We start from the raw sequence: 21,918 nt of genomic DNA, 5'->3' as shown, positions 1-21,918 counted from the left end.
AACTGCGCTTAAAATTCGCTCCATGTAAGGGAGTAAACCCAACGCAGACTGCGTTAACTTTGGCATTAAGTATCCTATACTTTGGATAAATGATGCTTTTTTAGCAGCCAGTTTTAGCGTATTCCTTATCCAAACCTCAGGCCATGTAGACTTTTGTTTTTTTTCATGAAAAAAAACTCAACACACTCGTCTTTAGATAACAATTTATACACCTGACCAAACCAACTGACAAGACGGTGCATTCTGAAAATATGGTCTAATTCGCAATAATGTCAATTTGCTTGCTAAACCATTTACGCTTCCAACTCGTACAGCTAGGAAAAATATACTTAGTTGATATACTAAACCAAACTTAACTCATAGTGCGCCAATGAAATACCAAGACTTACGTGATTTTATAAAACAGCTTGAAAAGCAAGGGGAACTTGTTCGCGTCACCCAGCCTATTTCTACTAAACTAGAAATGACTGAGATTGCCGACCGAACGCTTCGTGCCGGCGGCCCCGCCATTTTATTTGAAAACCCTATCGGCTTCGATATTCCCGTTTTAGCCAATCTTTTTGGTACCCCGAAACGTGTTGCTATGGGTATGGGGCAAAATGATGTCAACGAGCTAAGAGAGGTTGGCAAACTGCTCGCGTTTTTAAAAGAGCCTGAGCCACCCAAAGGGATTAAAGAAGCTCTGGGTCAAATACCAGTATTTAAACAAGTGTTAAATATGCCCGCCAAAGAGGTAAAAAAAGCCCCATGTCAGGAGGTTGTACTTAGTGGTGATGAAGTTGATTTAACCAAGCTACCTATCCAGCACTGTTGGCCCGGTGATGCTGCACCTTTGATTACTTGGGGCTTAACGGTTACCAGAGGCCCTTATAAAAAGCGCCAAAACTTAGGAATTTACCGTCAGCAACTACTCGGTAAAAATAAAATAATCATGCGCTGGCTCTCACATCGAGGTGGCGCACTAGACTTTCAAGAGTGGTGTAAAGAGCACCCGGGCGAACCATACCCTGTCTCAGTTGCACTGGGCGCCGATCCAGCAACTATTTTAGGCGCCGTTACGCCGGTGCCGGATACTCTGAGTGAATACGCATTCGCAGGGTTGCTGCGTGGTAGCAAAACTCAGGTCGTCAAATCTATCTCGAACGAACTTCAAGTTCCAGCAAGTGCCGAAATCGTCTTAGAAGGATATATTCAACCGGGCGAGCTCGCGCCAGAAGGTCCGTATGGCGACCACACCGGTTACTATAATGAAGTAGATGACTTCCCTGTGATGACGGTCACTCATATTACCCATCGTAAAGATCCAATTTACCACAGTACGTATACTGGCCGTCCACCTGATGAACCAGCGATTCTCGGTGTTGCCCTTAATGAGGTATTTGTTCCCATCCTACAAAAGCAGTTTCCAGAAATCGTCGATTTTTATCTTCCACCAGAAGGCTGCTCGTACCGTATGGCGGTCGTCACCATGAAAAAGCAGTATCCGGGGCATGCGAAACGCGTCATGATGGGAGTATGGTCTTTCCTACGTCAGTTTATGTACACCAAGTTTGTGATTGTTTGTGATGATGACGTCAATGCAAGAGATTGGAATGATGTGATCTGGGCTATTACCACCCGCATGGATCCTGCAAGAGACACTACCCTAGTTGAAAGCACACCTATTGACTACCTAGATTTTGCTTCGCCTGTGTCAGGACTTGGTTCCAAAATGGGCATGGATGCCACAAACAAGTGGCCAGGAGAAACTGACCGCGAGTGGGGGGAGCCTATTGTGATGGATCCTACGATAAAACAACGTGTTGATGAAATCTGGGACAGTCTCGGGATAGACATCAAATGACATATATCATCTAACATTGTTCACTTAGCTATGCTAGAGTGCACAGACTTTAGCCACGTGCTTAATAAAGGTAAGGTATGCAAGTATTAGCAGCAGAGGTTGTTTCTATTACACCTCTTACAGAATTTGTTCACAAAGTTATTTTAAAACCTGAAGAGACAGTCAAGTTTGAAGCCGGTCATTATCTGCAAGTCGTACTTGGAGAAAAAGACAAGCGCGCTTTTTCTATCGCCAGTAGCCCATCGACTCAAGATCAACTGGAATTACATATCGGTGCCTCTGGTGCAGACTCTTATGCCATGCAATCTTTAGAGCACCTACGTCAGGCATTTGATACCAAGCAAACCGTACAGTTAGAGGTGGGTCTTGGCATCTCGCAGTTACGCACGGATCAAAACCGCCCATTAGTATTACTGGCGGGCGGCACAGGGTTTTCTTACGTAAAATCAATGGCTGACTATCTGGCTGAAACGGGATACGACCAACCCGTACTGTTTTACTGGGGCGTAAAAGAAGAGTCAGCACTTTATGCAAAAGCAGAAATGGAAGCTTGGGCGTCATCCAACAAACACTTTCAATTTATTCCTGTAGTAGAAAATGCCAGCGATGCTTGGCAAGGCCATCGCGGCTATGTACATCAAGCTGTGATGAAAGATATTGTTTCGTTAGAGCCATACAGCATCTATATGGCTGGGCGCTTTGACATGATTGGCATCGTGCGTGATGATTTTATCAACCATGGCGCAGAACGTGAGTTTATGTACGCAGATGCCTTCGCGTTTATTAAGTAACCAGAACTAAGTTATTTAATAGCAATTTATTCAATGTGTGACTGGTCGTCAGTCACACATTGAAAAAACAGAACAAACCAATCAAAACAATCCATTTTACCAAAAGTCACTCGCCCGCTATTCTCTTCGTATACACAAAGACCGCGAGAAGTATGATGAGTAAACTCTATGTTCGTGACATTATGTCACCCGATTTTCCAACACTAACCGCTGACACTGAACTTACTGATGCCATTACTTTGCTGCAAAAGCATCATTTAATTGGTGCTCCTGTGGTAGATACACAGCGTCATCTGGTTGGATTTGTATCAGAACAGCAAATGCTCAAGCCTTTGCTTAATTCCAGCTACTTTTGCGATGGTAAAGTGCAGGTAGGAGATTTACTGGCAACGCCTGCCCTGAGTGTTGAAGCTGCAACAACCGTTGTCGACCTAGCACAAAGAATGCAGCAAAATAGCCCTAAGGTTTATCCTGTCATAAACGAAGGTAAAGTCATAGGAATTGTGACGCGTAGCCAAGTGGTTGCGGAACTCAAAGAAAGTTATCTTAGCTGTGCGGGATAATCCCACACAGCTAGTTCAATTTAGGCTTTCTTTGCAAGTAAGGCTTTTTTATCGGCCTCACTTAAAAAAGCAATCTCAACTGCATTGCGCTGCGCTTTATGGATATCACTCAAGTCTAGACCTGCCGCCGCAGCCGCATGGCTATACTCGTTATCTAGCTCAATACCTTGAACCGCAGGATCGTCAGTATTGATGGTTGCCAACACGCCATGATCTAAAAATGCTTTTAACGGATGCGTGGTTAAGCTTTCGACAGTGCTTGTTTGGATGTTACTGGTTAGGCAAGACTCGATCCCGATACGATTATCACGTAAATAGTCCATCAGAGCAGGGTCATGGATTGCTTTAACTCCGTGACCGATACGTGTTGCACCAAGCTCCTTAATAGCTTGCCAGATACTTACCGCGCCCTCAGCTTCGCCAGCATGCACGGTCACACCAAGATAAGCATCACGAACCTGTTTGTAATGTTCAATAAACAGCTCGCCAGGGAAGCCCAGCTCGTCACCCGCGAGGTCAATCGCAACTAACTGCTCCTTAAAGGCAAGTAGCGCGTCTAGCTCATATTGGCATTTCTCAACACCAAATGTGCGTGACATAATGCCAATCAGGTTAACCTGAATGTCTTGACCCTTGACTGCACTTTGCACTCCGTCAATTACGGCTTCAACCACGCCCTGCGGGTGTAGATTATGGGTTTTTGCCATGTAGTAAGGGCTAAACCTTAACTCAGTGTAATCAATACCTTGTGCAACTGCGTCGGCAACATTTTCCACCGCAATACGGCGACAAGCATCGTAGTCACCTAGTACCTTTACACCCCAATCTAGTTTTTCAAGAAACGCCATGAGGTTGGGGGCATTGTCTAACACTTGCACATGGGGGCGCAGGCTTTCAATATCTGTAGCAGGGAGTTCCATATTAAACTGCTGGCCAAGTTCTAAAATCGTTGTCGCACGAACGTTACCATCTAAGTGGCGATGTAAATCTAATAGCGGAAGTGTGTTATTGATCATAAGAGGCTCGATTTGCAGTTAAAATTTTTGGGATCATACGCACCTAACCTAAGATAGCAAGGACAAATGTCAGTCTTGAGTATAGCTAACTTTAATACAAAAAAAGCCTGCACATCGCTGGGCAGGCTGTTTGTTACGATTTTGCGATTAAATACGCTTTTTCGTAGGTATGTATTTTTTCGTAGGCGAGCTGAGCTTGTTTACTCCAGCGCGCTTCCCATGGGTGGGCACTTAATGAGTCAAAAATCTTAGCGGCGAGTTCATAATCCGCTTCTGCGTTACAAAGGCACGCAAGTGCAAACAATAGCTCTTTATCATCAGGGTGCTTTTTCAACTGTTGTTGTAAGGCTAACTTAAGCTCTGCGTTAGCCTGTGTATTGTATTGCAGATATTCAGCCAATTGATGATATTGACCCTGCTTCAATAACTTCTTCAAGTCTCCTGTGACTTCTGCAATACGCCCCTGTTGTAACTTAACTTTGGTTAGCGCAGGTACTGCATGTGCCTTTACAGCTTTAGGTAGCATATTAAACAAAGTGTCAGCTTGTTCTGGTGTGGCTGTAAACATGCGCTCAAACAGAGTTTGCCACTGTGCATCACTCCAATTTAGCTTTTTATGCCACTTTGCAATTTGCGTCGTGGCTTGTTCAGACTGCTGCGCCTCAACACATGCTGCAATATACCCACTTAGCACCGCAGCGGTTGGCTTCGCCGCTGACATTTTGTCATCTAATAAAGCCAACGCTTGCTCACTATTATTGGCTTCAAGCCACAGCGTCGCAAGCTGTCCTTGGTTATCATCGGATATCGCTTCTAACTCAGTATTGGCTTTAACAATATCCCCTTGCTTCAAAGCTGCTTTTGCAGCGATGGCGCGAACATAGTCTTGACGCTCATCTGGCTGCGGCGTTTTTGCTAACAAGGTTGCGGCTTGCTCTACTTCACCATTAATGAATAGCCACAAGCTTTCATCCCAAGCTTGCTGCGCTTTTAATTTACGCTTTCTTGAAAAGTGACCTTTGGTATTTATTAGGTGACGCCACGACCAACGCACTATCTTAACCAGCAACACTAAAGCTGTGATAGCGAGCAATAACAAGATAGTGAAAGACACTATGCTGCCTTCAATCGTAGTTTGATTGAAGGAGATAAGCACATAGCCTTTTTCATCAATCAGTAGATGGCTCGCAGCTAAGGCAATGAAAATGAGTACGAAAGTAATGATTTTTGCCATCATTTGAGCCACCCCTTCACAGCTGCAGGCGTTGCTAGTTCAACAGAATCTTGGCGTTGCACTTCGCTGCGGCTTAGTTTGTGCAGCGCCTGTTGCATTGCATTCACCGAGGGGTGCTGGGTGTCAAAATAACGCGCCAGTGTTTCGGCTGCACCATCAAGGGCACTAAAATAAATGCCTGCTTGTTGATCCATTAGTGCCGTTTGCGCCTGAGTCAAATAAGCACGTAGCTGAGCGCGAATAAGTAGCTGTTCATTCTTATCAAGGAGCGGGTCGATGATCACTTCGTCATGATGGCGTATGGTAATAAAGTCATCAACTACTCTCTGCCAAGAGCGCTGTAAGTTTGCTTTCCAATCATCAACCTGTTGCGATAACACAGCGTCTTCACTCACACTCGTTTGGGGGATCTGTTTGGTTTTAATCGTTAGCACGTCAACCTGAGACAGCAAGCCATGAAGCTCGAAATAGAGCGACTCTGTTTGTGGTTTGGGCAAAGCTTTCAAGGTAGCAATGTCGGTGGCAATCGCCTGTTTCACCACTGCGGTGTTGGACTCAGACGCTAAGCTCTCTAACAACCGCTCAAGGATAGCAACAGCACCAAGGTAATCTTGTTCTGCGGCAACCTTAAACGTAGCTAAGCGCTGTAAATACAAAGCTTCTGAGGCAACTGCACCACTTACTTGCTGCTGCGCCTTGGCAAGCGTCTGCATAAGCTGTGTATCCACATTTTGCTGTTGCTCTGCCAATCGCTTTGTAACATCGCCTTGCAGCGAGTCGAGTACTTTTTCTACCCGCTGAAGTTGTGATTTAGCGCCATTCAATTGTGTACTTAGGAGCTGATTTTCCGCGCTAATTGCTTGATTAGCCAATAACGTTTGTTGCAACTGTTGTTGCTGCTGTAGATAAACATAGCCAGCACCAATACCACTACCAAGCGCGACGAATAACGCCAAGAGCGCAACCTTACTCACTCCTGCTTTTGCTTGATGTGATGCGACCGTTTGCTCAGCTGCTCTTTGTGTTTGCTGAGTATTTGTATGCTTTGTTTGCGATTCAGACTGAGTCATTTTGCGCCCTTGCTGCTTGGTATAGTCGATGATACTCCCTGCGATGGCACGATTATCAGGGCCATGACATACCACAATTTGAGACTGTTCAATGTTATAGGATTGCTGTACATGCTCAGCAATACGTTGGCTCACAACAAAGAAAGTACACTGAGCCAACCAATCTTTACTTGCTGACGACTGCGTATTAAAAATCGCATCCGCTGCACTGTTACTGGTAATGACTATACCTTCAATCTGCTGGCTCCGCCAGTGGTCTAACCAGCTATCCGAGGTATCCTTTACCGCTGTTCGCTCATACACCACTAAGCTATCAACGATGGCACCTCTTGCTTTGAGGGTTTGAGCAATAACAGGACGCCCACCTTTGCCTTTAACCAACAATACACGTTTACCTTCAACCGACGACAGTTGCTGAAGTGCAAGCAACCCTTCAGAGTCCGGTTGCTTAGGATATTTAGCCTTGATATTGAGAGTTTGCTGTATGGCATCGGCCGTGCCTTCACCAACGGCAAAGGCTGCGCAATGCCCCGCTAGTGGTACTGCTAATTGGCTAAAATAGCGCACTGCATCTGGTGATACGAAAATGGCTAACTCGGCTTCATGTATCATCGCCTGAGCCGCGTCACTAACCGCGACTTCATTTAACCTTAGTACAGGGCAAATCACAGAGTCTATCTGCTGCTGTAACAATAACTCAGATAACGGCTCAGATTTTCCAACAGGTCGAGTCAGCGCAACTTTCATTTAAGCGTCCTTATAAACCTCAGCTAAAATCTTGTCTGCTCCTTGTGCAAGTAACGATTCAGCAAGTTGAATACCAAGTTGCTCAGCCTCTGCGACAGTACCACGGCACTCACCACGCAAGATTTCACTACCATCAATTGCACCAACTAGACCTCGTAAGTGTACTTGATCACCCGACACTTCAGCGTACGCACCAATTGGAACCTGACACCCCCCCTCTAAACGACGGTTCATTGCTCGCTCAGCAAGTACACGAATACGCGTGTCAGTATGTTCAAGTGGTGCTAAAAAGGCTTTGGTCTGCGCATCATTGCTACGACACTCAATGCCCACCGCGCCTTGTCCATTTGCCGGTAATGAAGCTTCAGGCTCAATATAGCTTGCGATCCTATCAATCATTTCTAAACGGATAAGTCCCGCTGCGGCCAAAATAATGGCATCAAACTCACCGGCATCCAGCTTGGCAAGGCGGGTGTTCACATTCCCCCTCAAGTCCTTAATTACCAGATCAGGACGTGCCGCTCGAATTTGACACTGGCGTCGTAAACTAGAAGTGCCCACTATTGCACCTTTTGGTAGCTCTTTCAGTGACGCATAAGTATTAGATACAAACGCATCCCTTGGGTCTTCACGCTCACAAATAGTGTGCAGTTCTAGTCCTTCAGGAAAATCAACAGGCACGTCCTTCATTGAGTGCACAGCAATGTCAGCTCTGCCCTCTAACATTGCCTGCTCCAGCTCTTTTACAAAAAGCCCTTTACCGCCGATCTTGGCCAAAGGTGTATCTAAGATTTTGTCGCCTTTCGTCGACATTGGCACAAGCTCTACTTTCAAGTTTGCATGGTGTTTTTCAAGTTCAGCTTTTACAAACTCAGCTTGCCAAAGCGCTAACGCGCTTTTACGAGTCGCAATACGTAATACGGAAACTTGTTCTGTCATGATTTGCCTTTTGCGTTAGTACAGCAACTCAAAGCGTCGCTGTGTATTCTTATATTTGGTAACTTGGCCGCACGAATGAACGGCCTCAGCATGAGTGGGTCAGATCATTGCTGTGTATTATCAACGATACGAAATGACTTCTGTGCTAATAACTGTCCAGCATTCGTTACTACTTCAACTCGCCAGTCGCCAGTTTGACTCGGCATAATATTTTTACTCGAGTAGGTTCGATAACGCATCGCTTCAATAGGTAGTTCAACCTCAGCCATTAATTCATCTTGATGAAACCACAAGTGCGATACAAGCTCCCCCTTGAGAGCATGTACTTCAGTGAAAAAGTAAAGTTTCTCTTTGATTTGCGCTGCGGAGATAATGTCTTTGAGTACATTCGTCGGCTCGCGATTATCAACCATCGTGGTTAACACCGCTCGACTAATAAATTGTGTATCAATCTTTGCTCCCAGCGCTACGCTTGCTACCTGCGCATCTGGGTTAAATCGCTTTATCTGCCCTGTTTCTGTTTCTGTTTCTGTTTCTGTTTCTGTTTCTGTTTCTGTTTCTGTTTCTGTTTCTGTTTCTGTTTCTGTTTCTGTTTCTGTTTCTGTTTCTGTTTCTCCAACAGATTGCTGCACCACTTCATTCAATGCAAGATCTGAAGCGGTATTCGTGGTAAGCACAGCTGTAACAGGCGATTCATTGTCAGCTGTTCCTTGCGCTACACTAGGTAGAGCCTCAATCGTGTCTAACGCTACAGCCACATCATCAGCGCTGTCGATATCAATCGTGGCGGCGACAACTTGGCCATCATCTTCGTCAGCATTCACACTGTTGACGACACCGTAGACACCCGCAGTTGCAATGCCAGCAAATGCCGCCGTTGCCATAAAAATGCGCTTCCAGTGCCATTGATAGGTCACCGCTGAGGGCTTTGAAGGCTGCTTACTCACCGACGTTTTTATGACAATTTTTTGTGACATTGCTTTGCTCCTGTATCTGTCACCTGCATATGATACTAAGTGATATTAATCACTTAGTCTTTCAATAAGCCAAGCACGAATGGCTTTTAATTCTTCAAGACAAACCTGATGCTCCATGGGATAGTCTTGCCAGCTTACCTCATAACCTTGCTGCTTTAATGTATTAAAGGCTTGTTCACCAGCAAACATTGGAACCACGGGATCTGCACTACCGTGTGCCATAAAAATCGCAAGTTCAGTTTGCTTCGCTTCTGCACTCAGTTTTTCAGGCACACACATATAAGTAGATAGTGCCATGACACCAGCTAGTTTTACAGCCAAACGCGGTGCAAGATGAAGCGCAATCACGCCACCTTGAGAAAACCCAGCGAGGATAATACGGTTAGCTGGAATACCTTTATCTAACTGTGTCTGAATTAACGCTTCAACCTGAGCTGATGAGTCTCGCACACCTTGCTCATCCGCTCTTTTATCCAGATCAAATGATTTAATATCATACCAAGCACGCATGACCATACCACCATTTATGGTGACCGGTTGCTCTGGTGCATGTGGAAAAATAAATTGTACGCCTAATTCATCTGGTAAGTTTAGCTCAGGTGCAATCGGTAAGAAGCCATTACCTGAGTCGCCCAAGCCATGTAACCAAATAATGCTCGCTTTATGCTCCCCCGCGGCTGGGTGTGCTACAAACTCCAACATCAATCGTGCTGCCACTCTATAGGGGTGTTTGCTTGCTTCGTGGCCGCGTCGCTCATAAATTGCCAAAACTCAGCACCGGAGCGATTATCAATCCACTGATCGCCACGCAATTCAAAGTGATGACCATTAAACTTAGTCGCCACCCAAACTTGATGCAATGGTGCTTGTTTGTTGATAACAATTTTGCTCTTGTCTGGGAAAATAATCTCTAGAATTCCCGCTGCTGATTCGTAATCTAAATCAGCGTCACAATCATCGATCTGCTCTTCAATAGTCAACATTAGCGCATCGGCTAACTCATGATATTCACTTTCTGTCATCGTGATTTCCTCTTACTGACGCACTGCGGCATGGTGCCTAAGCTTAACTCGCTATTTGAGCAATTTGATGAAGACGAAATTTCAATAGCGAAAAGCTGCTTTTTTTATCAATTCTGTTACTCTGCGATTATAAAGGCACTGACACGAATTATCTAATGAAAGCGACACCTTATAAATTTAGCGTAACGGCACTTGTTTTTACTACTTTAATCGGATTATCGGGTTGCGGTCAAAGCGGTCCGCTTTATTTGCCTGAACAACAGGCTAAAAAATCAAACCAACCGAAAGTAGAACAAGCAAACCAGCCTGCAGCAGAACAACAGGAGCGTTAAAATGGATTATTTCAATTACCGAGATGGTGAGTTATTTGCAGAGGATGTCTCGATTAGCGATATAGCCAAGCAATATGGTACTCCCTGTTATGTCTATTCGAAAAAAACCCTCGTTAGGCATTATCACGCTTTTACGGATGCCGCAGCAGGTCATCCCCACTTAGTGTGCTACGCAGTAAAAGCAAACTCCAATATTGCCGTCTTGAATGTCTTAGCTCAGCTTGGTTCTGGTTTTGATATTGTGTCAAAGGGTGAGCTTGCTCGTGTACTTAAAGCCGGTGGCGATCCACAAAAAGTCGTCTTTTCTGGTGTCGCAAAAACAGAAGATGAAATCGCGTTTGCGCTTGATACCGGTATAAAGTGTTTTAATGTTGAATCAATTGCAGAGCTTCACCGGATCAGTGAAGTAGCGACTAGGCTAGATAAAATCGCGCCTATTTCATTGCGCGTAAACCCGGATATTGACGCGAAGACTCACCCTTACATTTCGACGGGCTTGAAAGAAAATAAGTTTGGTATTGATATCAAGGCTGCATTTGATGTGTACCAGCTCGCCTATGCCCTACCTGGCTTAAAAGTAGTTGGGATCGACTTCCACATTGGCTCTCAGTTAGTTGAGGTTAATCCATTTTTAGCCGCTTTAGATAAAGTGCTTGCGCTAATCACACAGCTGGAAAAAGCGGGGATTTACTTACATCACTTGGATATTGGTGGCGGACTTGGCGTACCATATGATGGTGAAAAACCACCGCACCCGAGTGCATACGCTGCAGAAATTAAAGCCAGACTGGAACAATTTACTGATCTAGAACTTATTTTTGAACCCGGTCGTGCCATCGCGGCAAATGCGGGTGTCCTAGTCACTAAAGTCGAATTTATTAAGCCAACTGCACACAAGCACTTTGCAATTGTTGATGCCGGCATGAACGATATGCTGCGCCCGTCGCTATATCAAGCTTGGCAAAATATTGTGCCAGTCACGCCGCGAGACGATGTAGAGTCGATAAATTATGACGTGGTTGGCCCTGTATGCGAAACAGGTGACTTTTTAGGTAAAGACCGAGTACTAAAACTAAAAGCAGGTGATCTATTAGCACAACGCAGTGCTGGTGCCTATGGCTTTACCATGAGCTCAAATTATAACTCTCGCCCTCGTTGTGCAGAAGTTATGGTGGATAACGACCAGCATCACTTAATTCGCCAAAGAGAACCACTAGAGTCTCTGTGGCAATATGAACAACTACTGCCACAATAACCCAACTTAGTACATAACCTAGGGGGCAGCATAAAGCTTTACATTAAGCCGCTTCCCTAGTCGATGTATCCATGGCAAAGTATTAGCAAAGTGAGGACATGGTTTTATACCAAAAGATAACCACTCTATGTTTATAAACTTTTCAAAAATGCACGGTTTAGGCAATGACTTTGTGGTGATAGATAATGTCACTCAAAATGTATTCTTGTCTCGAGACCAAATAAAAAAGCTTGCAGATCGCCATTTTGGCATTGGCTTTGACCAGTTATTAATGGTCGAGGCGCCTTACTCTCCCGACTTGGACTTTCATTACCGTATTTTTAATGCTGACGGTAATGAAGTTGAACAATGCGGTAATGGTGCCCGTTGCTTTGCCCGTTTCGTACGGATGAAGGGACTCACCAATAAGCACAAGGTGAATGTATCCACCAAAGGGGGCAATATTACTCTGTATATCGAGAAAGACGGTCAAGTGACAGTCAATATGGGCAAGCCAAATTCGAATCCACAAGCCATTCCGTTTCGTGCAAATAAGCAAGAAAACACCTATATTTTAAGAGCTGATGAACATACCGTGTTCTGTAGTGCCGTATCGATGGGCAACCCACATGGTGTAATCATTGTGGACAGTATTGACACCGCAGATGTTCACACGCTTGGTCCTTTACTAGAACACCATGAACGATTTCCACAAAAAGCCAACATCGGCTTTATGGAAGTCGTATCTAGAGAGTATATAAAGTTACGGGTGTGGGAACGCGGTGCGGGTGAAACCTTGGCATGTGGTACAGGCGCTTGCGCTGCTGTAGTTACCGGTATTATGCAAGGAAAGCTGGATGAAACGGTTAGGGTTGACCTACCTGGCGGCAGCTTGCAGGTGCGCTGGGCAGGTCAAGGCCAAGTGGTGAAAATGACCGGACCGGCGGAACACGTTTTTGACGGACAAATAGCGATATGACCCAAAAAGAAAGCGAGGTGACAGAGCAACACGTTGTAGAATACCTACGCGCGCACCCTGACTTTTTATTGCGCCATCCCTATCTTATGTTGGAGTTGAAATTACACCACCAACAGCAAGGATTACCTGACCTTTCCTTGCATCAACAGCGCCTGTTGCGACAAGAAGTCGACACGCTAAAACAGCAGATCCGCGACATGATTGAACATGCAACGGCCAATGAGCTGATCTTCAAGCAGCTTACGCAATGCCAGCTGGCCATCATGCGCTGTACGGAGCTAAACGCGATTAATGACACATTGGCACAACGCTTTGATGTCTACAGCGACATTCAATGTAAGCTTATCAGTATTGACGACTCAGTGTCTGAATTGGTTACAGCGAAGCTAACCAGCAGTAACTGCTATCTCGGTCGTATCAGCCAGCAATTTGCAGCACAACTATTTAGCGACTTTGAGGTTGGCTCCGTTGCACTATATCGCATTTCGGCATCGGAACAAGGGAACTACATTCTCGCGTTTGCTAGCCGCTCAGCTGAACACTTCTCACCACAGCATGATAATATGTTGATCGCAGCATTTATCCAAACGTTAACGCTAAAACTCGAAGCGCTGGCATGACCCAAACGCCGCTAACCGATGAATGGGCAGAGCCAATCACCGCCTTTATGGCACACCTTCGCCATGAAAAGCACTACTCTGAGCACACCTTGAACCAGTATCGGACGCAACTCACTCAAGCAGCCTTGTATTTTTGCCAGTACGCCAGTGCTTGGCAACAAGTTAGTGGCGAACAGATCCGTCGCTACAGCATGAAACTGCGAAGCCAAAATTACAACCCCAGAACCATCAACCTCAAACTCAGCTGTATCCGCAGTTTATACAAGTTTCTAAAACTAAAATCGCAATCAGAGCAAGCTGTCGTAAACCCGGCACAAGGGATCCGAGGCCCTAAATTTCAAAAGCCATTACCAAAAAACCTTGATGTCGACCAAATGGGGCAATTATTAGAAATTCCATCCGATGATGCTTTAGCTGTTCGTGATAAAGCCATGATGGAATTAATGTACTCCAGTGGGTTACGGCTGAGCGAGTTAGTTGGTGCAAACCTATTGGATGTGAAAGATGGCGAGATCCGAGTGTTAGGTAAAGGTGGTAAAACCCGTATTGTTCCCGTTGGGGGCAAAGCGCTCAACGCATTAGACGACTGGCTGAATATCCGTACCCAGTATGCTCCGCCAGAAGAGCCCGCGCTTTTTGTCAGCAAATTAAAGCGCCGGATAAGTCCACGGCATGTGCGCGCAAGGATGAAAGAATGGGGGCTGAAGCAAGGGATAAGTACACCTATTCATCCGCATAAACTGCGACACTCTTTTGCCACCCATTTACTTGAGTCTAGTGGCGACTTGCGAGCAGTCCAAGAAATGCTTGGTCACGCTAGTTTGTCAGCCACGCAGGTCTATACCCATTTAGATTTTCAACATCTAGCAAAAGTGTATGATAGTGCTCACCCTAGAGCGAAAAAACAAAAAGACGAGTAATCATGCGATTTAATAAGCCTATTTCAACTATCCGTGCGATTAGTTTTGATTTAGACGACACGCTATACGATAACCGCCCAATTATTATTGCTGCGGTTCAAGCAATGACCGATCACCTCAACGCTATCCCAAAATGGCGTGCCAAAGGGGAAACATTTTGGTTACAGTGTCGTGATCAAGCGCTCAAACAAGACCGGACGCTGGCGGAAAACGCCACTCGATGGCGTCAAGCTGCTCTCCATCTCGGTTTCACTATACTGGGATATGAACATGATGCAGCAACAGATGCTACTCAACGTGCTTACCAAGCGTTTGCAGATGTCCGTAGCAATATTGTCGTCAGCGACTCCGTTATCGACTTACTCACACAATTACGTCGTAAGTTTCATATTATCGCCATCACTAACGGTAATGTAGAGGTAGAGAAATTTAACCTAAGGAATAGCTTTGACTTAGTGCTTCGCGCTGGCATTGATGGTCGTGCTAAACCTCACCCTGAACTTTATCACCTTGCTTGTCAGCATTTTAATATTACACCAGAGCAGTTACTTCATGTAGGTGATAGCCTAGATACGGACGTCCAAGGTGCACATCGCGCAGGTGCATCAAGCGTCTGGCTGCGCAATAACTTTACTCAATACCGCTATCAAGGATTAGCAAATATAGAAATAGATAACATACAGATGTTAAAAAACATGATGTAATGTTTCTCTACTGTGGTTGCATTCAGTGCTCGAATAACGTACTAATATTGACTTCCAAAAAACGATAATAATGGAAGTAAATTATGTCATCACAGGACACCACAAGTGATGTGGGCTTTTTTGGCCATCCCAAAGGCCTACTCACTCTTTTTCTCACTGAGATGTGGGAGCGCATGAGTTACTATGGCATGCGCGCCATGCTCGTTCTTTTTATGACCGCCACCTTACAACAAGAAGGACTTGGTTTTACAGTTGCATCTGCTGCTGCAATTTATGGTCTCTATACCGGCTCAGTTTATTTTTTAGGGTTGCCTGGAGGCTGGATAGCTGACCGCTTGCTCGGTGGCCAACGTGCCGTTTGGTATGGCGGTATTATCATTATGATCGGCCATATTATTCTTGCCATACCCAGCCAATTTTCTTTTTTTGTCGGGCTCATCTTCGTTGCCTGTGGGACTGGATTATTAAAGCCAAACATCAGCGCAATGGTTGGCCAACTTTATAGTGATGAAGACAACCGTCGAGATAGTGGCTATGCCATTTACTATATGGGTATCAACTTAGGCTCTGTGATTGGCTATATGGTCTGTGGCTATTTTATGGAAAATATCGGATGGCATTGGGCGTTTGGCGCTGCGGCTGTTGGTATGGCTATTGGCCTTATCACTTACCGCTTAACAGGTCGTCACATTGCAACTGTTGGCCATGTTCCAACCAACCCTATGTCAGCCAGCCAAAGTACTAAAGCATGGAGTGCAATCGCCCTTGCCGTTGCGACTGTTGCTGCTGTGACAATTGCCACCTTTACCGGTGTACTGTTCATCGACCCCGTTATACTGGCAAAATATGTCGCTATCGCGTTTACGATCACCTTTTTCTTGTACTATGGCTACATTTACTTTGCTGGTAACTTAGATGACAATGAAAAGCGCCGTATGTGGGCATTATTTTTGGTTTGCGTAGCCTCAACGTGCTTTTGGTCTGGCTTTGAACAAGCAGGTTCATCGCTGAACTTATTCGCCCGGGATTATACAGACCGCCTGATCGGCAGCTTCAGTATTCCTACAGCTTGGTTTCAATCAACGAACGCTTTTTTCATCATTATCTTATCACCGTTTTTTGCCGCCCTTTGGATTAACTTAGCTAAGCGCATGATAACGCCGACCTACAGTATTAAATGTGCAATCGGATTACTTATTATGGCAAGTGGCTTTATTGTCATGTTTTTCGCTTCTCAATATGCTGCACAGGGCTTGAAAGTAGCACCTATGTGGCTGATCACAACTTATTTTCTTCATACGGTTGGCGAGCTATGTCTAAGCCCGGTTGCACTTAGTGCAGTCAGTAAGTTATCTCCAAAGCGCTTTGCTGGACAGATGATGGGTGTATTCGTACTAACTTACTCTATTGGCAATATTTTCTCAGGTCTACTAGCAGGCAGCTTCGACCCTAATAATATCGCTGATCTTCCAAACCTCTATCTGCAAATTGCACTATTCACAATCGGTATTGGTGTTTTTGTAGGTGTGCTTGGATTAAAAACCAAGCATTGGGAGAAACAATCTGAAAAGCCGCTCACTGAGCAAACGGCTTAACCGCCATGATGTAAGTGTAGGGGCGTTATGCTCCTACATCTTCTCAAATTCAGCTGAAACCAACTGCCCTTCGTATGCCTTAAAGTGACCCACCCACTTGGGTGCAGCCACCTCTATGGTGTCATAAAAACGTTCAACTTTACCTAGTTTTGACGCCGCACTTTGTGGATCAAGATAACTAATACCATAAAACTGCCATGGTAATAGCACCTGAGATATTGATGCCAAACCAATCAAGTTGGCATTACGCAAAGACCATGCTTCTTGTAGTTTTACTGAGGTTACTTTACCTAACTTGTTCAACTCCATAAGCTGATGGCACCCCGTATACAATATTGTTTTGCGTTCAACATCTTGCCATTGAACAAGATGAGATTGCTGCTGCTCGATAAACAAGTCTATATCTGTTTTACCTTGATAACAGGGTGGCGTAGTCGGCTCATCAATGTGAAAGCGGCCTATCGTTAACTCAGACAACTTAGTGTTTGGAGTTTTGGTATATCTCCCCTCTTGAAAGAAAGCGACATGAGCATAGCGTGCAGTTAGCACAGAGACATGATGTTGGCTCAAAGGTCGATTGATAATGGCAAGAGACTCATCTTCGACTTGCACCTTGGCGTCAATATCGTGGATATTAATTAAGTTTGCCAATGCTACGGGCAATAAGGTAAACGCATATTGATAACCTACCAACTTGTCGTGTTCAAACAAGAATGCGTGGTTACGGCCAATCGTGGCTAGTTTTTGGTGACTGTTAACTGGCCATACGAGTGTAAAGCGCCCTATTTGCTGCTCTGCGGCAGCAAAGGTGTCACCCAAGGCTATCCCAAATACCTCTGTGGGTGTAATTGCGGTATCTTTAACTTGGGTCACCTTTTGCTCAGCACGCTTGGCGTTAAGATCGATTGTAATTTGAGATGAAACTGTGTGTGTCTTTTTGGAAAAAGCAGTCGCGGTAATCACTTCATAATTATCAGCCGTGATGGCTGTTTTTGTGCGACATGCTGTCACAGGATAAGCAAATATGCGCCCTGATACAGCGACAAGTTTTCCATTATCTTTTAACCTCTCTTTTAGCACTACTTTGTCTATGACTAGGTCGCGACCTTGCTCTTCAGACTTCTCGATCAGCGCCTCAAATAGTGACCGTTTTACTCCATCTAGCAAGTCAGTGGTGACTGTTTCTATTTGCTCTCTACGGGGTTCTTTTCCCATTAACGTTGTGATTGAATCAAAGTGCTGCCGAAAAATATTGATAACCGTTGCACTCTCGTTAATGTCACAGTCACTGCCTTTCATCCATATTTGTGCAGCAGGTACGTGCGAGGAGAATATGACTAGGCTTGCCAACAAAACTTTTTTATTCATTTTTTTTCCTTGTTCTTTGTCCTGACATTAACTTAACGTAAACCAATATGAACCTGTAGTTTTTATTGCGATTTTGCTACTGTACAAACTCTTTTTTCATGAAGGATAGCATCATCATGTCGACTGTTATGATCACAGGTGCAACAGGTTTACTTGGTCGCGCACTGTGCCAAAAAATAAGCCACCACCACACAGTTATTGGGTGTGGTTTTAGTCGTGCAGTGGCCCCGTTACACCAATTAGACTTAGGAGATCAAACAGCGGTGCTAAGCTTTTTAGACACACACCAGCCTGACTACTTGATCCATGCCGCTGCCGAAAGAAGACCCGAGTACTGTGAGCGTGACCACCAAGGGACGTTAGCACTCAATGTGGCTGCAACAGAGTTTCTAGCTAAAACATGCCGCCAACGGGGGATCCGCTTTTTCTTTATCAGTACCGATTATGTTTTTGACGGTACATCCCCCCCATACCTTGAGTCAGACCCAACACACCCGATTAATTTTTATGGTGAAACAAAGCAGGCTGCAGAACGAGCAATTATAGCGGACAGTGGGTTACATACCATTGTTAGGGTGCCGGTGTTATACGGAGAAGTGACGACATTGGAAGAGTCTGCGGTCACTATTATCGCCCAGCAGCTACTTAACTCCCCAAGTGCTAGCCATGACCACTGGGCTATCCGTTATCCAACGCATGTCGATGATATTGCATTAACGCTCAATGATGTTATCGCCAACCCAGACGTCACAGGAATCATCCATATTAGTGGCAATCAAGCATTCACTAAATACGAGATGGCGACGATCATGGCGCAAATACTAGATGTGCCAAGCTATCTTGTGACTTCACAAGCGACACCGAGTGGTGACGCCAAGCGGCCAAAAAATTGTGCGCTCAAAGACACTGGGTTGTTACAGTATGGGATCAATCACCAGCGTGACTTTGCAACCGCTATTGCAGACGTACTGTCTACTCATATGCCTCGTTGTCAATGAGACATAACCTGAAGGTGGGCTAAAACAGCCCATTTCGACCGAAGGGAACTTCCAAGGTGTTATCGCTAGCCGAGACGGGATGTCCTATCATTTCATCGAAGGCACTTTGATGCCTTATCACCATTTCCACGTAGCTAATATCAGACAGACGTTTTTGAATTTGCAGTGGGTTATGTGCTTTTAAAAACTCACCATTTTCTTCTTTGACATAATACTCTACGTTGTTTACAACTACACTCACCTGATAAAGCGCCAAATCTATCGAATGAACAATGACTTTTTGTAGTGGTTGATGGTGTTTTAGTTTTGAAAATAATATCGCCATGCTCAGCAAAGAGATCCAAATTTACAAGTAGATACATTACAATACGCATGGTGCTCAATAACAGTTCAATTCAGTTTATGTCCTACCCAATGCGTTTAGCAAAATATCTCGGCCATTGTGGTGTCTGCTCACGGCGACAGGCTTCGCGTCTAATTGATAGTCAACGCGTGATGGTCAATGGTCGGCTAGCCAATCATATAGATCACATCACACCTGAAGACCATATCACTGTCGATAATATTGCTGTTGCTAAGCCCGAACCTAGACGACTATTTGCGTATTACAAACCGGTAGGTATTGACTGTAAAGTAAAGCCACACGACCCGCACAGTATTTATCATGTTTTACCTCAGTCCTGTCGTGTTTACCCAATTGGCCGACTAGATAAAGATAGCCGAGGGCTATTACTACTTACCAATGATGGTGAGCTATGCCAACGCCTGATCCATCCGGATCAGCATCAGGAAAAGGAATATGAAGTACAAGTCGACAAGCCTATTGATGCTGCATTTTGCGCCAAAATGGCAGCAGGCATACCAATCAAAGGGCAAGTCACCTTACCGTGTGTGGTAGAGCAAATTGCCCCCGATCGATTTAAGATTATTTTGCGCCAAGGCCTCAATCGGCAAATAAGAAAAATGGCGCATTATTGTGGCTACCACGTTATTGATTTGCATCGCGTCCGGATTGCAGCACTACAATTGACACAATTACAGATTGATAGTGGTGAAATAAAAGAAATTGCAGCTGACTTTTTTGCCCAAACTACAACCCACACACAACAATGATTGCAACAGCACATCCCATACCAAGTGCCCATACAATAGAGCGAAGTACATCGATATTCAGCCAGTAAAGCACACAATACAGCGCCCGAGCCGTAACATGCCCAATGGCTAACCACTCAATCAAAGGAGTATAAGTTTGGGTGCCAAATGCAACCGCCATGGCCACTGCAAAAACGGCTAATGACTCAAAACAATTTTGATGTGCCGCAAGCGCTCTGGCACCAAGCCCAGTTAATCTTTTTTGTTGCTCTCGAGGGTGTTTATTGTCGTAACCACCTTCTTTATTCATTGCCACTGCGACTGGAATTTTGGCAAAGTAAGGTAATAAGATGGCAAGAATTGCACAGATAATTAAGATGTTCAAAAGATACTCCTTCAACTATTAATATCGCGACTCTCAGTAGAGCAGAATAGTTAAAAAAAGAAAAGCCATAAGCTAGAACAACGGTTCTTACCTATGGCCAAATCTCGTAGCATCGATATTAATCTTAGCTCGATTTTTCAGATTTAAAATGTGGCAAATTGTCGCAGCGCTATTTTGTCGTCAGACTGCACAGTAAAATTGGGCTAGCCCATTGATAGTAAAATAAATTATTTTCACTATTATTATAATTCATTTATGCTTAATTGAGTCTTTATTGTATGCTGAGCTGCATCATCGACTGTTAGAGCTCAAGTATAATGTGGATCGTATTCACGCTGTTAGCCGCTTTCTCGCAAGCTTGGCGAAATGCTTTTCAAAGCCAGTTGAGCGCCAGTGCCTCAACGGCCAGTGTTACCCTCGCGCGATTTATTCTTGCAAGTCCCCTAGCCCTGTTATATTTGTGGCTACTCTACCAATTCAACCCAGTAGCACCGCTTGCCATTTCCACACATTTTCTCTTTTATGTCTTTGGTGCCAGCGTCATGCAAATCTTAGCAACGGGATTGATGGTCGTGCTTTTCAAGCAAAATAACTATGCCATCGGTGCTGGACTGGCAAAAAGCGAAGCGTTGGTTGCGGCTATGTTAGGTGTGCTGTTTTTTGGTTCTAGCTTAACTTTACTCGGGTGGTTTGGCGTTTTTATTGGCGCGATTGCTGTGATGCTACTTAGTGGCTTTAGTTTACGCACTGTAGAATGTAAAACCGCACTTATCGGGCTTGCTTGCGGCACTTGCTTTGCGCTTACTTCATTGTGGGTACGTGAGGCCAGTATTGCCGCCGGTTTACCTTTTCCTCATAGTGCAGCTTGGGTGTTACTGCTGGTGTTATTATGCCAAACACTGATGTTGAGTATTTATATGACACTGCGAGAGCCTCAGTCATGGTTGATACTTTGGCGGCACCGAAAGCTGACCACTGCAATTAGCGTCAGTAGCTGTATTGGTTCTATTGGTTGGTTTAGCGCCATGAGCCTTGAGCATGTTGCTTATGTAAAAACACTCGGCCAAGTAGAGGTCTTTTTTACATTACTTATCTCTGTTTTGTGGCTCAAGGCACCGATAAAAAAGCGTGATTCAGCGGGACTGGTGCTGATCGCCATCGCCGCTGTTTTGGTTATGCTAACTTAAGTACCACGACGCCACTGATAATCAGCAACACACCCAAATAACGCATAAAGGTACTGGGATCTCCGTAAAAGGCTATCCCGACCAAAAATGTCCCCGCAGCACCAATGCCTGTCCAAACAGCATAAGACGTGCCAAGCGGGATCTGTTTTTGTGCCATCCATAACATCCATCCACTAAGCGCCATAAAGCCGACAGCGATACAAATTCCTAGCCATCTCGTCTCTGCTTGCTGCGCCATTTTCAAACCAACCGGCCAGCCTATCTCAAATAAGCCAGCCATAATTAAGTAAACCCATGCCATC

General features: G+C 44.9%; 24 protein-coding genes. 13 read left to right on the top strand and 11 right to left on the bottom strand.

Translation table 11 applies throughout. From position 1 onward, the window contains the following. Positions 1-370 precede the first annotated feature (370 nt). The 3 genes from ubiD to EAG18_RS17365 all read left to right on the top strand — a co-directional run bounded on the left by ubiD (position 371) and on the right by EAG18_RS17365 (position 3,197). Positions 371-1,843, top strand: a complete 1,473-nt coding sequence (gene ubiD / locus EAG18_RS17375; RefSeq protein ID WP_125253627.1) for a 4-hydroxy-3-polyprenylbenzoate decarboxylase — start codon at positions 371-373, stop codon at positions 1,841-1,843. A 77-nt stretch (positions 1,844-1,920) separates the two neighbouring features. Next, positions 1,921-2,634, top strand: a complete 714-nt coding sequence (gene fre, locus EAG18_RS17370; protein ID WP_125253626.1) for an NAD(P)H-flavin reductase — start codon at positions 1,921-1,923, stop codon at positions 2,632-2,634. 155 nt (positions 2,635-2,789) lie between these two features. Next, complete coding sequence (locus EAG18_RS17365) at positions 2,790-3,197, top strand: CBS domain-containing protein (protein ID WP_125253639.1); 408 nt, start codon at positions 2,790-2,792, stop codon at positions 3,195-3,197. A 20-nt stretch (positions 3,198-3,217) separates the two neighbouring features. Here the strand turns inward: EAG18_RS17365 and add are convergent, their stop codons facing one another. From add to cyaY, 7 genes are all read right to left on the bottom strand, one after another. Next, positions 3,218-4,213: an adenosine deaminase gene (add, locus tag EAG18_RS17360; protein WP_125253625.1), complete on the bottom strand. Its 996-nt coding sequence runs from the start codon at positions 4,211-4,213 to the stop codon at positions 3,218-3,220. Positions 4,214-4,346: 133 nt separating this feature from the next. After that, positions 4,347-5,450, bottom strand: a complete 1,104-nt coding sequence (locus EAG18_RS17355) for a heme biosynthesis HemY N-terminal domain-containing protein (RefSeq protein ID WP_125253624.1) — start codon at positions 5,448-5,450, stop codon at positions 4,347-4,349. Further along, a complete protein-coding gene (locus EAG18_RS17350) occupies positions 5,447-7,264 on the bottom strand; it encodes a uroporphyrinogen-III C-methyltransferase (RefSeq protein ID WP_125253623.1) in 1,818 nt (605 codons plus the stop codon). Before EAG18_RS17350 ends, EAG18_RS17355 begins: the two co-directional genes overlap by 4 nt. Then, positions 7,265-8,203, bottom strand: coding sequence for a hydroxymethylbilane synthase (hemC, locus tag EAG18_RS17345; protein ID WP_125253622.1), 939 nt, complete (start codon positions 8,201-8,203; stop codon positions 7,265-7,267). A 104-nt stretch (positions 8,204-8,307) separates the two neighbouring features. Next, entirely contained in the window at positions 8,308-9,180 is an 873-nt protein-coding gene (locus EAG18_RS22215) for a DUF2914 domain-containing protein (RefSeq protein ID WP_185745614.1), read from the bottom strand. A gap of 45 nt (positions 9,181-9,225) precedes the next feature. Next, a complete protein-coding gene (locus EAG18_RS17335) occupies positions 9,226-9,882 on the bottom strand; it encodes a dienelactone hydrolase family protein (RefSeq protein WP_125253620.1) in 657 nt (218 codons plus the stop codon). Continuing rightward, a complete protein-coding gene (cyaY, locus tag EAG18_RS17330) occupies positions 9,882-10,202 on the bottom strand; it encodes an iron donor protein CyaY (RefSeq protein ID WP_125253619.1) in 321 nt (106 codons plus the stop codon). Before cyaY ends, EAG18_RS17335 begins: the two co-directional genes overlap by 1 nt. A gap of 155 nt (positions 10,203-10,357) precedes the next feature. Here cyaY and EAG18_RS17325 point away from each other — a divergent pair, with 155 nt between their 5' ends. The 7 genes from EAG18_RS17325 (at position 10,358) to EAG18_RS17295 (ending at position 16,586) form a co-directional block, all read left to right on the top strand. Continuing rightward, positions 10,358-10,534 carry a lipoprotein gene (locus EAG18_RS17325; protein ID WP_125253618.1) on the top strand — a complete coding sequence of 59 codons (177 nt, stop codon included), beginning with the start codon at positions 10,358-10,360 and terminating at the stop codon, positions 10,532-10,534. Between the two features lies 1 nt (position 10,535). Continuing rightward, positions 10,536-11,789: a diaminopimelate decarboxylase gene (gene lysA / locus EAG18_RS17320; protein WP_125253617.1), complete on the top strand. Its 1,254-nt coding sequence runs from the start codon at positions 10,536-10,538 to the stop codon at positions 11,787-11,789. A 127-nt stretch (positions 11,790-11,916) separates the two neighbouring features. After that, positions 11,917-12,747, top strand: coding sequence for a diaminopimelate epimerase (gene dapF, locus EAG18_RS17315; RefSeq protein ID WP_125253616.1), 831 nt, complete (start codon positions 11,917-11,919; stop codon positions 12,745-12,747). Next, the gene (locus EAG18_RS17310; protein ID WP_125253615.1) at positions 12,744-13,367 is read left to right on the top strand and encodes a DUF484 family protein; all 624 of its coding nucleotides are present in this window, start codon (positions 12,744-12,746) and stop codon (positions 13,365-13,367) included. Before dapF ends, EAG18_RS17310 begins: the two co-directional genes overlap by 4 nt. Next, the gene (locus EAG18_RS17305) at positions 13,364-14,287 is read left to right on the top strand and encodes a tyrosine recombinase XerC (protein ID WP_125253614.1); all 924 of its coding nucleotides are present in this window, start codon (positions 13,364-13,366) and stop codon (positions 14,285-14,287) included. The genes EAG18_RS17310 and EAG18_RS17305 overlap by 4 nt, the downstream gene beginning before the upstream one ends. Before the next feature lie 2 nt (positions 14,288-14,289). Continuing rightward, positions 14,290-14,991, top strand: a complete 702-nt coding sequence (locus EAG18_RS17300; RefSeq protein WP_125253613.1) for an HAD-IA family hydrolase — start codon at positions 14,290-14,292, stop codon at positions 14,989-14,991. A gap of 83 nt (positions 14,992-15,074) precedes the next feature. Further along, positions 15,075-16,586 (top strand): peptide MFS transporter, encoded by a 1,512-nt coding sequence (locus EAG18_RS17295; protein WP_125253612.1) that lies wholly within the window; start codon positions 15,075-15,077, stop codon positions 16,584-16,586. Positions 16,587-16,619: 33 nt separating this feature from the next. On the opposite strand, the gene EAG18_RS17290 is transcribed toward EAG18_RS17295, so the two are convergent. Beyond that, positions 16,620-17,954, bottom strand: a complete 1,335-nt coding sequence (locus EAG18_RS17290; RefSeq protein ID WP_125253611.1) for a hypothetical protein — start codon at positions 17,952-17,954, stop codon at positions 16,620-16,622. A gap of 116 nt (positions 17,955-18,070) precedes the next feature. On the opposite strand from EAG18_RS17290, the gene EAG18_RS17285 reads away from it, so the two are divergent. Then, positions 18,071-18,952, top strand: a complete 882-nt coding sequence (locus EAG18_RS17285; protein ID WP_125253610.1) for an SDR family oxidoreductase — start codon at positions 18,071-18,073, stop codon at positions 18,950-18,952. Between the two features lie 19 nt (positions 18,953-18,971). Here the strand turns inward: EAG18_RS17285 and EAG18_RS17280 are convergent, their stop codons facing one another. Further along, the gene (locus EAG18_RS17280) at positions 18,972-19,277 is read right to left on the bottom strand and encodes a DUF6482 family protein (protein ID WP_125253609.1); all 306 of its coding nucleotides are present in this window, start codon (positions 19,275-19,277) and stop codon (positions 18,972-18,974) included. Between the two features lie 77 nt (positions 19,278-19,354). Between EAG18_RS17280 and EAG18_RS17275 the strand changes: the two genes are divergently transcribed. Further along, the gene (locus EAG18_RS17275) at positions 19,355-20,065 is read left to right on the top strand and encodes a pseudouridine synthase (RefSeq protein WP_125253638.1); all 711 of its coding nucleotides are present in this window, start codon (positions 19,355-19,357) and stop codon (positions 20,063-20,065) included. On the opposite strand, the gene EAG18_RS17270 is transcribed toward EAG18_RS17275, so the two are convergent. Beyond that, positions 20,043-20,429 (bottom strand): MAPEG family protein, encoded by a 387-nt coding sequence (locus EAG18_RS17270; RefSeq protein WP_125253608.1) that lies wholly within the window; start codon positions 20,427-20,429, stop codon positions 20,043-20,045. The genes EAG18_RS17275 and EAG18_RS17270 overlap by 23 nt on opposite strands. 317 nt (positions 20,430-20,746) lie before the next feature. Here EAG18_RS17270 and EAG18_RS17265 point away from each other — a divergent pair, with 317 nt between their 5' ends. After that, positions 20,747-21,616 (top strand): EamA family transporter, encoded by an 870-nt coding sequence (locus EAG18_RS17265; protein WP_125253607.1) that lies wholly within the window; start codon positions 20,747-20,749, stop codon positions 21,614-21,616. On the opposite strand, the gene EAG18_RS17260 is transcribed toward EAG18_RS17265, so the two are convergent. Beyond that, on the bottom strand, positions 21,603-21,917 hold the full coding sequence (locus EAG18_RS17260) for a multidrug efflux SMR transporter (RefSeq protein WP_125253606.1): 315 nt from the start codon (positions 21,915-21,917) through the stop codon (positions 21,603-21,605). The genes EAG18_RS17265 and EAG18_RS17260 overlap by 14 nt on opposite strands. Position 21,918: the final 1 nt, after the last annotated feature.

The sequence above is a fragment of the Pseudoalteromonas sp. J010 genome (genome assembly GCF_003934235.1).
In the GTDB taxonomy this organism is placed as follows: Bacteria; Pseudomonadota; Gammaproteobacteria; order Enterobacterales; family Alteromonadaceae; genus Pseudoalteromonas; species Pseudoalteromonas peptidolytica.
This window is presented reverse-complemented; position numbering and strand designations above follow the sequence as displayed.

Coding starts and splice junctions, on each gene's coding strand:
- EAG18_RS17275 (WP_125253638.1), top strand. CDS start 19,355: ATGTCCTACCCAATGCGTTTAGCAAAATATCTCGGCCATTGTGGTGTC.
- EAG18_RS17355 (WP_125253624.1), bottom strand. CDS start 5,450: ATGATGGCAAAAATCATTACTTTCGTACTCATTTTCATTGCCTTAGCT.
- EAG18_RS17290 (WP_125253611.1), bottom strand. CDS start 17,954: ATGAATAAAAAAGTTTTGTTGGCAAGCCTAGTCATATTCTCCTCGCAC.
- fre (WP_125253626.1), top strand. CDS start 1,921: ATGCAAGTATTAGCAGCAGAGGTTGTTTCTATTACACCTCTTACAGAA.
- EAG18_RS17365 (WP_125253639.1), top strand. CDS start 2,790: ATGAGTAAACTCTATGTTCGTGACATTATGTCACCCGATTTTCCAACA.
- EAG18_RS17265 (WP_125253607.1), top strand. CDS start 20,747: ATGTGGATCGTATTCACGCTGTTAGCCGCTTTCTCGCAAGCTTGGCGA.
- ubiD (WP_125253627.1), top strand. CDS start 371: ATGAAATACCAAGACTTACGTGATTTTATAAAACAGCTTGAAAAGCAA.
- dapF (WP_125253616.1), top strand. CDS start 11,917: ATGTTTATAAACTTTTCAAAAATGCACGGTTTAGGCAATGACTTTGTG.
- lysA (WP_125253617.1), top strand. CDS start 10,536: ATGGATTATTTCAATTACCGAGATGGTGAGTTATTTGCAGAGGATGTC.
- EAG18_RS17335 (WP_125253620.1), bottom strand. CDS start 9,882: ATGTTGGAGTTTGTAGCACACCCAGCCGCGGGGGAGCATAAAGCGAGC.
- EAG18_RS17305 (WP_125253614.1), top strand. CDS start 13,364: ATGACCCAAACGCCGCTAACCGATGAATGGGCAGAGCCAATCACCGCC.
- add (WP_125253625.1), bottom strand. CDS start 4,213: ATGATCAATAACACACTTCCGCTATTAGATTTACATCGCCACTTAGAT.
- EAG18_RS17295 (WP_125253612.1), top strand. CDS start 15,075: ATGTCATCACAGGACACCACAAGTGATGTGGGCTTTTTTGGCCATCCC.
- EAG18_RS17310 (WP_125253615.1), top strand. CDS start 12,744: ATGACCCAAAAAGAAAGCGAGGTGACAGAGCAACACGTTGTAGAATAC.
- EAG18_RS22215 (WP_185745614.1), bottom strand. CDS start 9,180: ATGTCACAAAAAATTGTCATAAAAACGTCGGTGAGTAAGCAGCCTTCA.
- EAG18_RS17350 (WP_125253623.1), bottom strand. CDS start 7,264: ATGAAAGTTGCGCTGACTCGACCTGTTGGAAAATCTGAGCCGTTATCT.
- hemC (WP_125253622.1), bottom strand. CDS start 8,203: ATGACAGAACAAGTTTCCGTATTACGTATTGCGACTCGTAAAAGCGCG.
- cyaY (WP_125253619.1), bottom strand. CDS start 10,202: ATGACAGAAAGTGAATATCATGAGTTAGCCGATGCGCTAATGTTGACT.
- EAG18_RS17280 (WP_125253609.1), bottom strand. CDS start 19,277: ATGGCGATATTATTTTCAAAACTAAAACACCATCAACCACTACAAAAA.
- EAG18_RS17325 (WP_125253618.1), top strand. CDS start 10,358: ATGAAAGCGACACCTTATAAATTTAGCGTAACGGCACTTGTTTTTACT.
- EAG18_RS17260 (WP_125253606.1), bottom strand. CDS start 21,917: ATGGCATGGGTTTACTTAATTATGGCTGGCTTATTTGAGATAGGCTGG.
- EAG18_RS17285 (WP_125253610.1), top strand. CDS start 18,071: ATGTCGACTGTTATGATCACAGGTGCAACAGGTTTACTTGGTCGCGCA.
- EAG18_RS17300 (WP_125253613.1), top strand. CDS start 14,290: ATGCGATTTAATAAGCCTATTTCAACTATCCGTGCGATTAGTTTTGAT.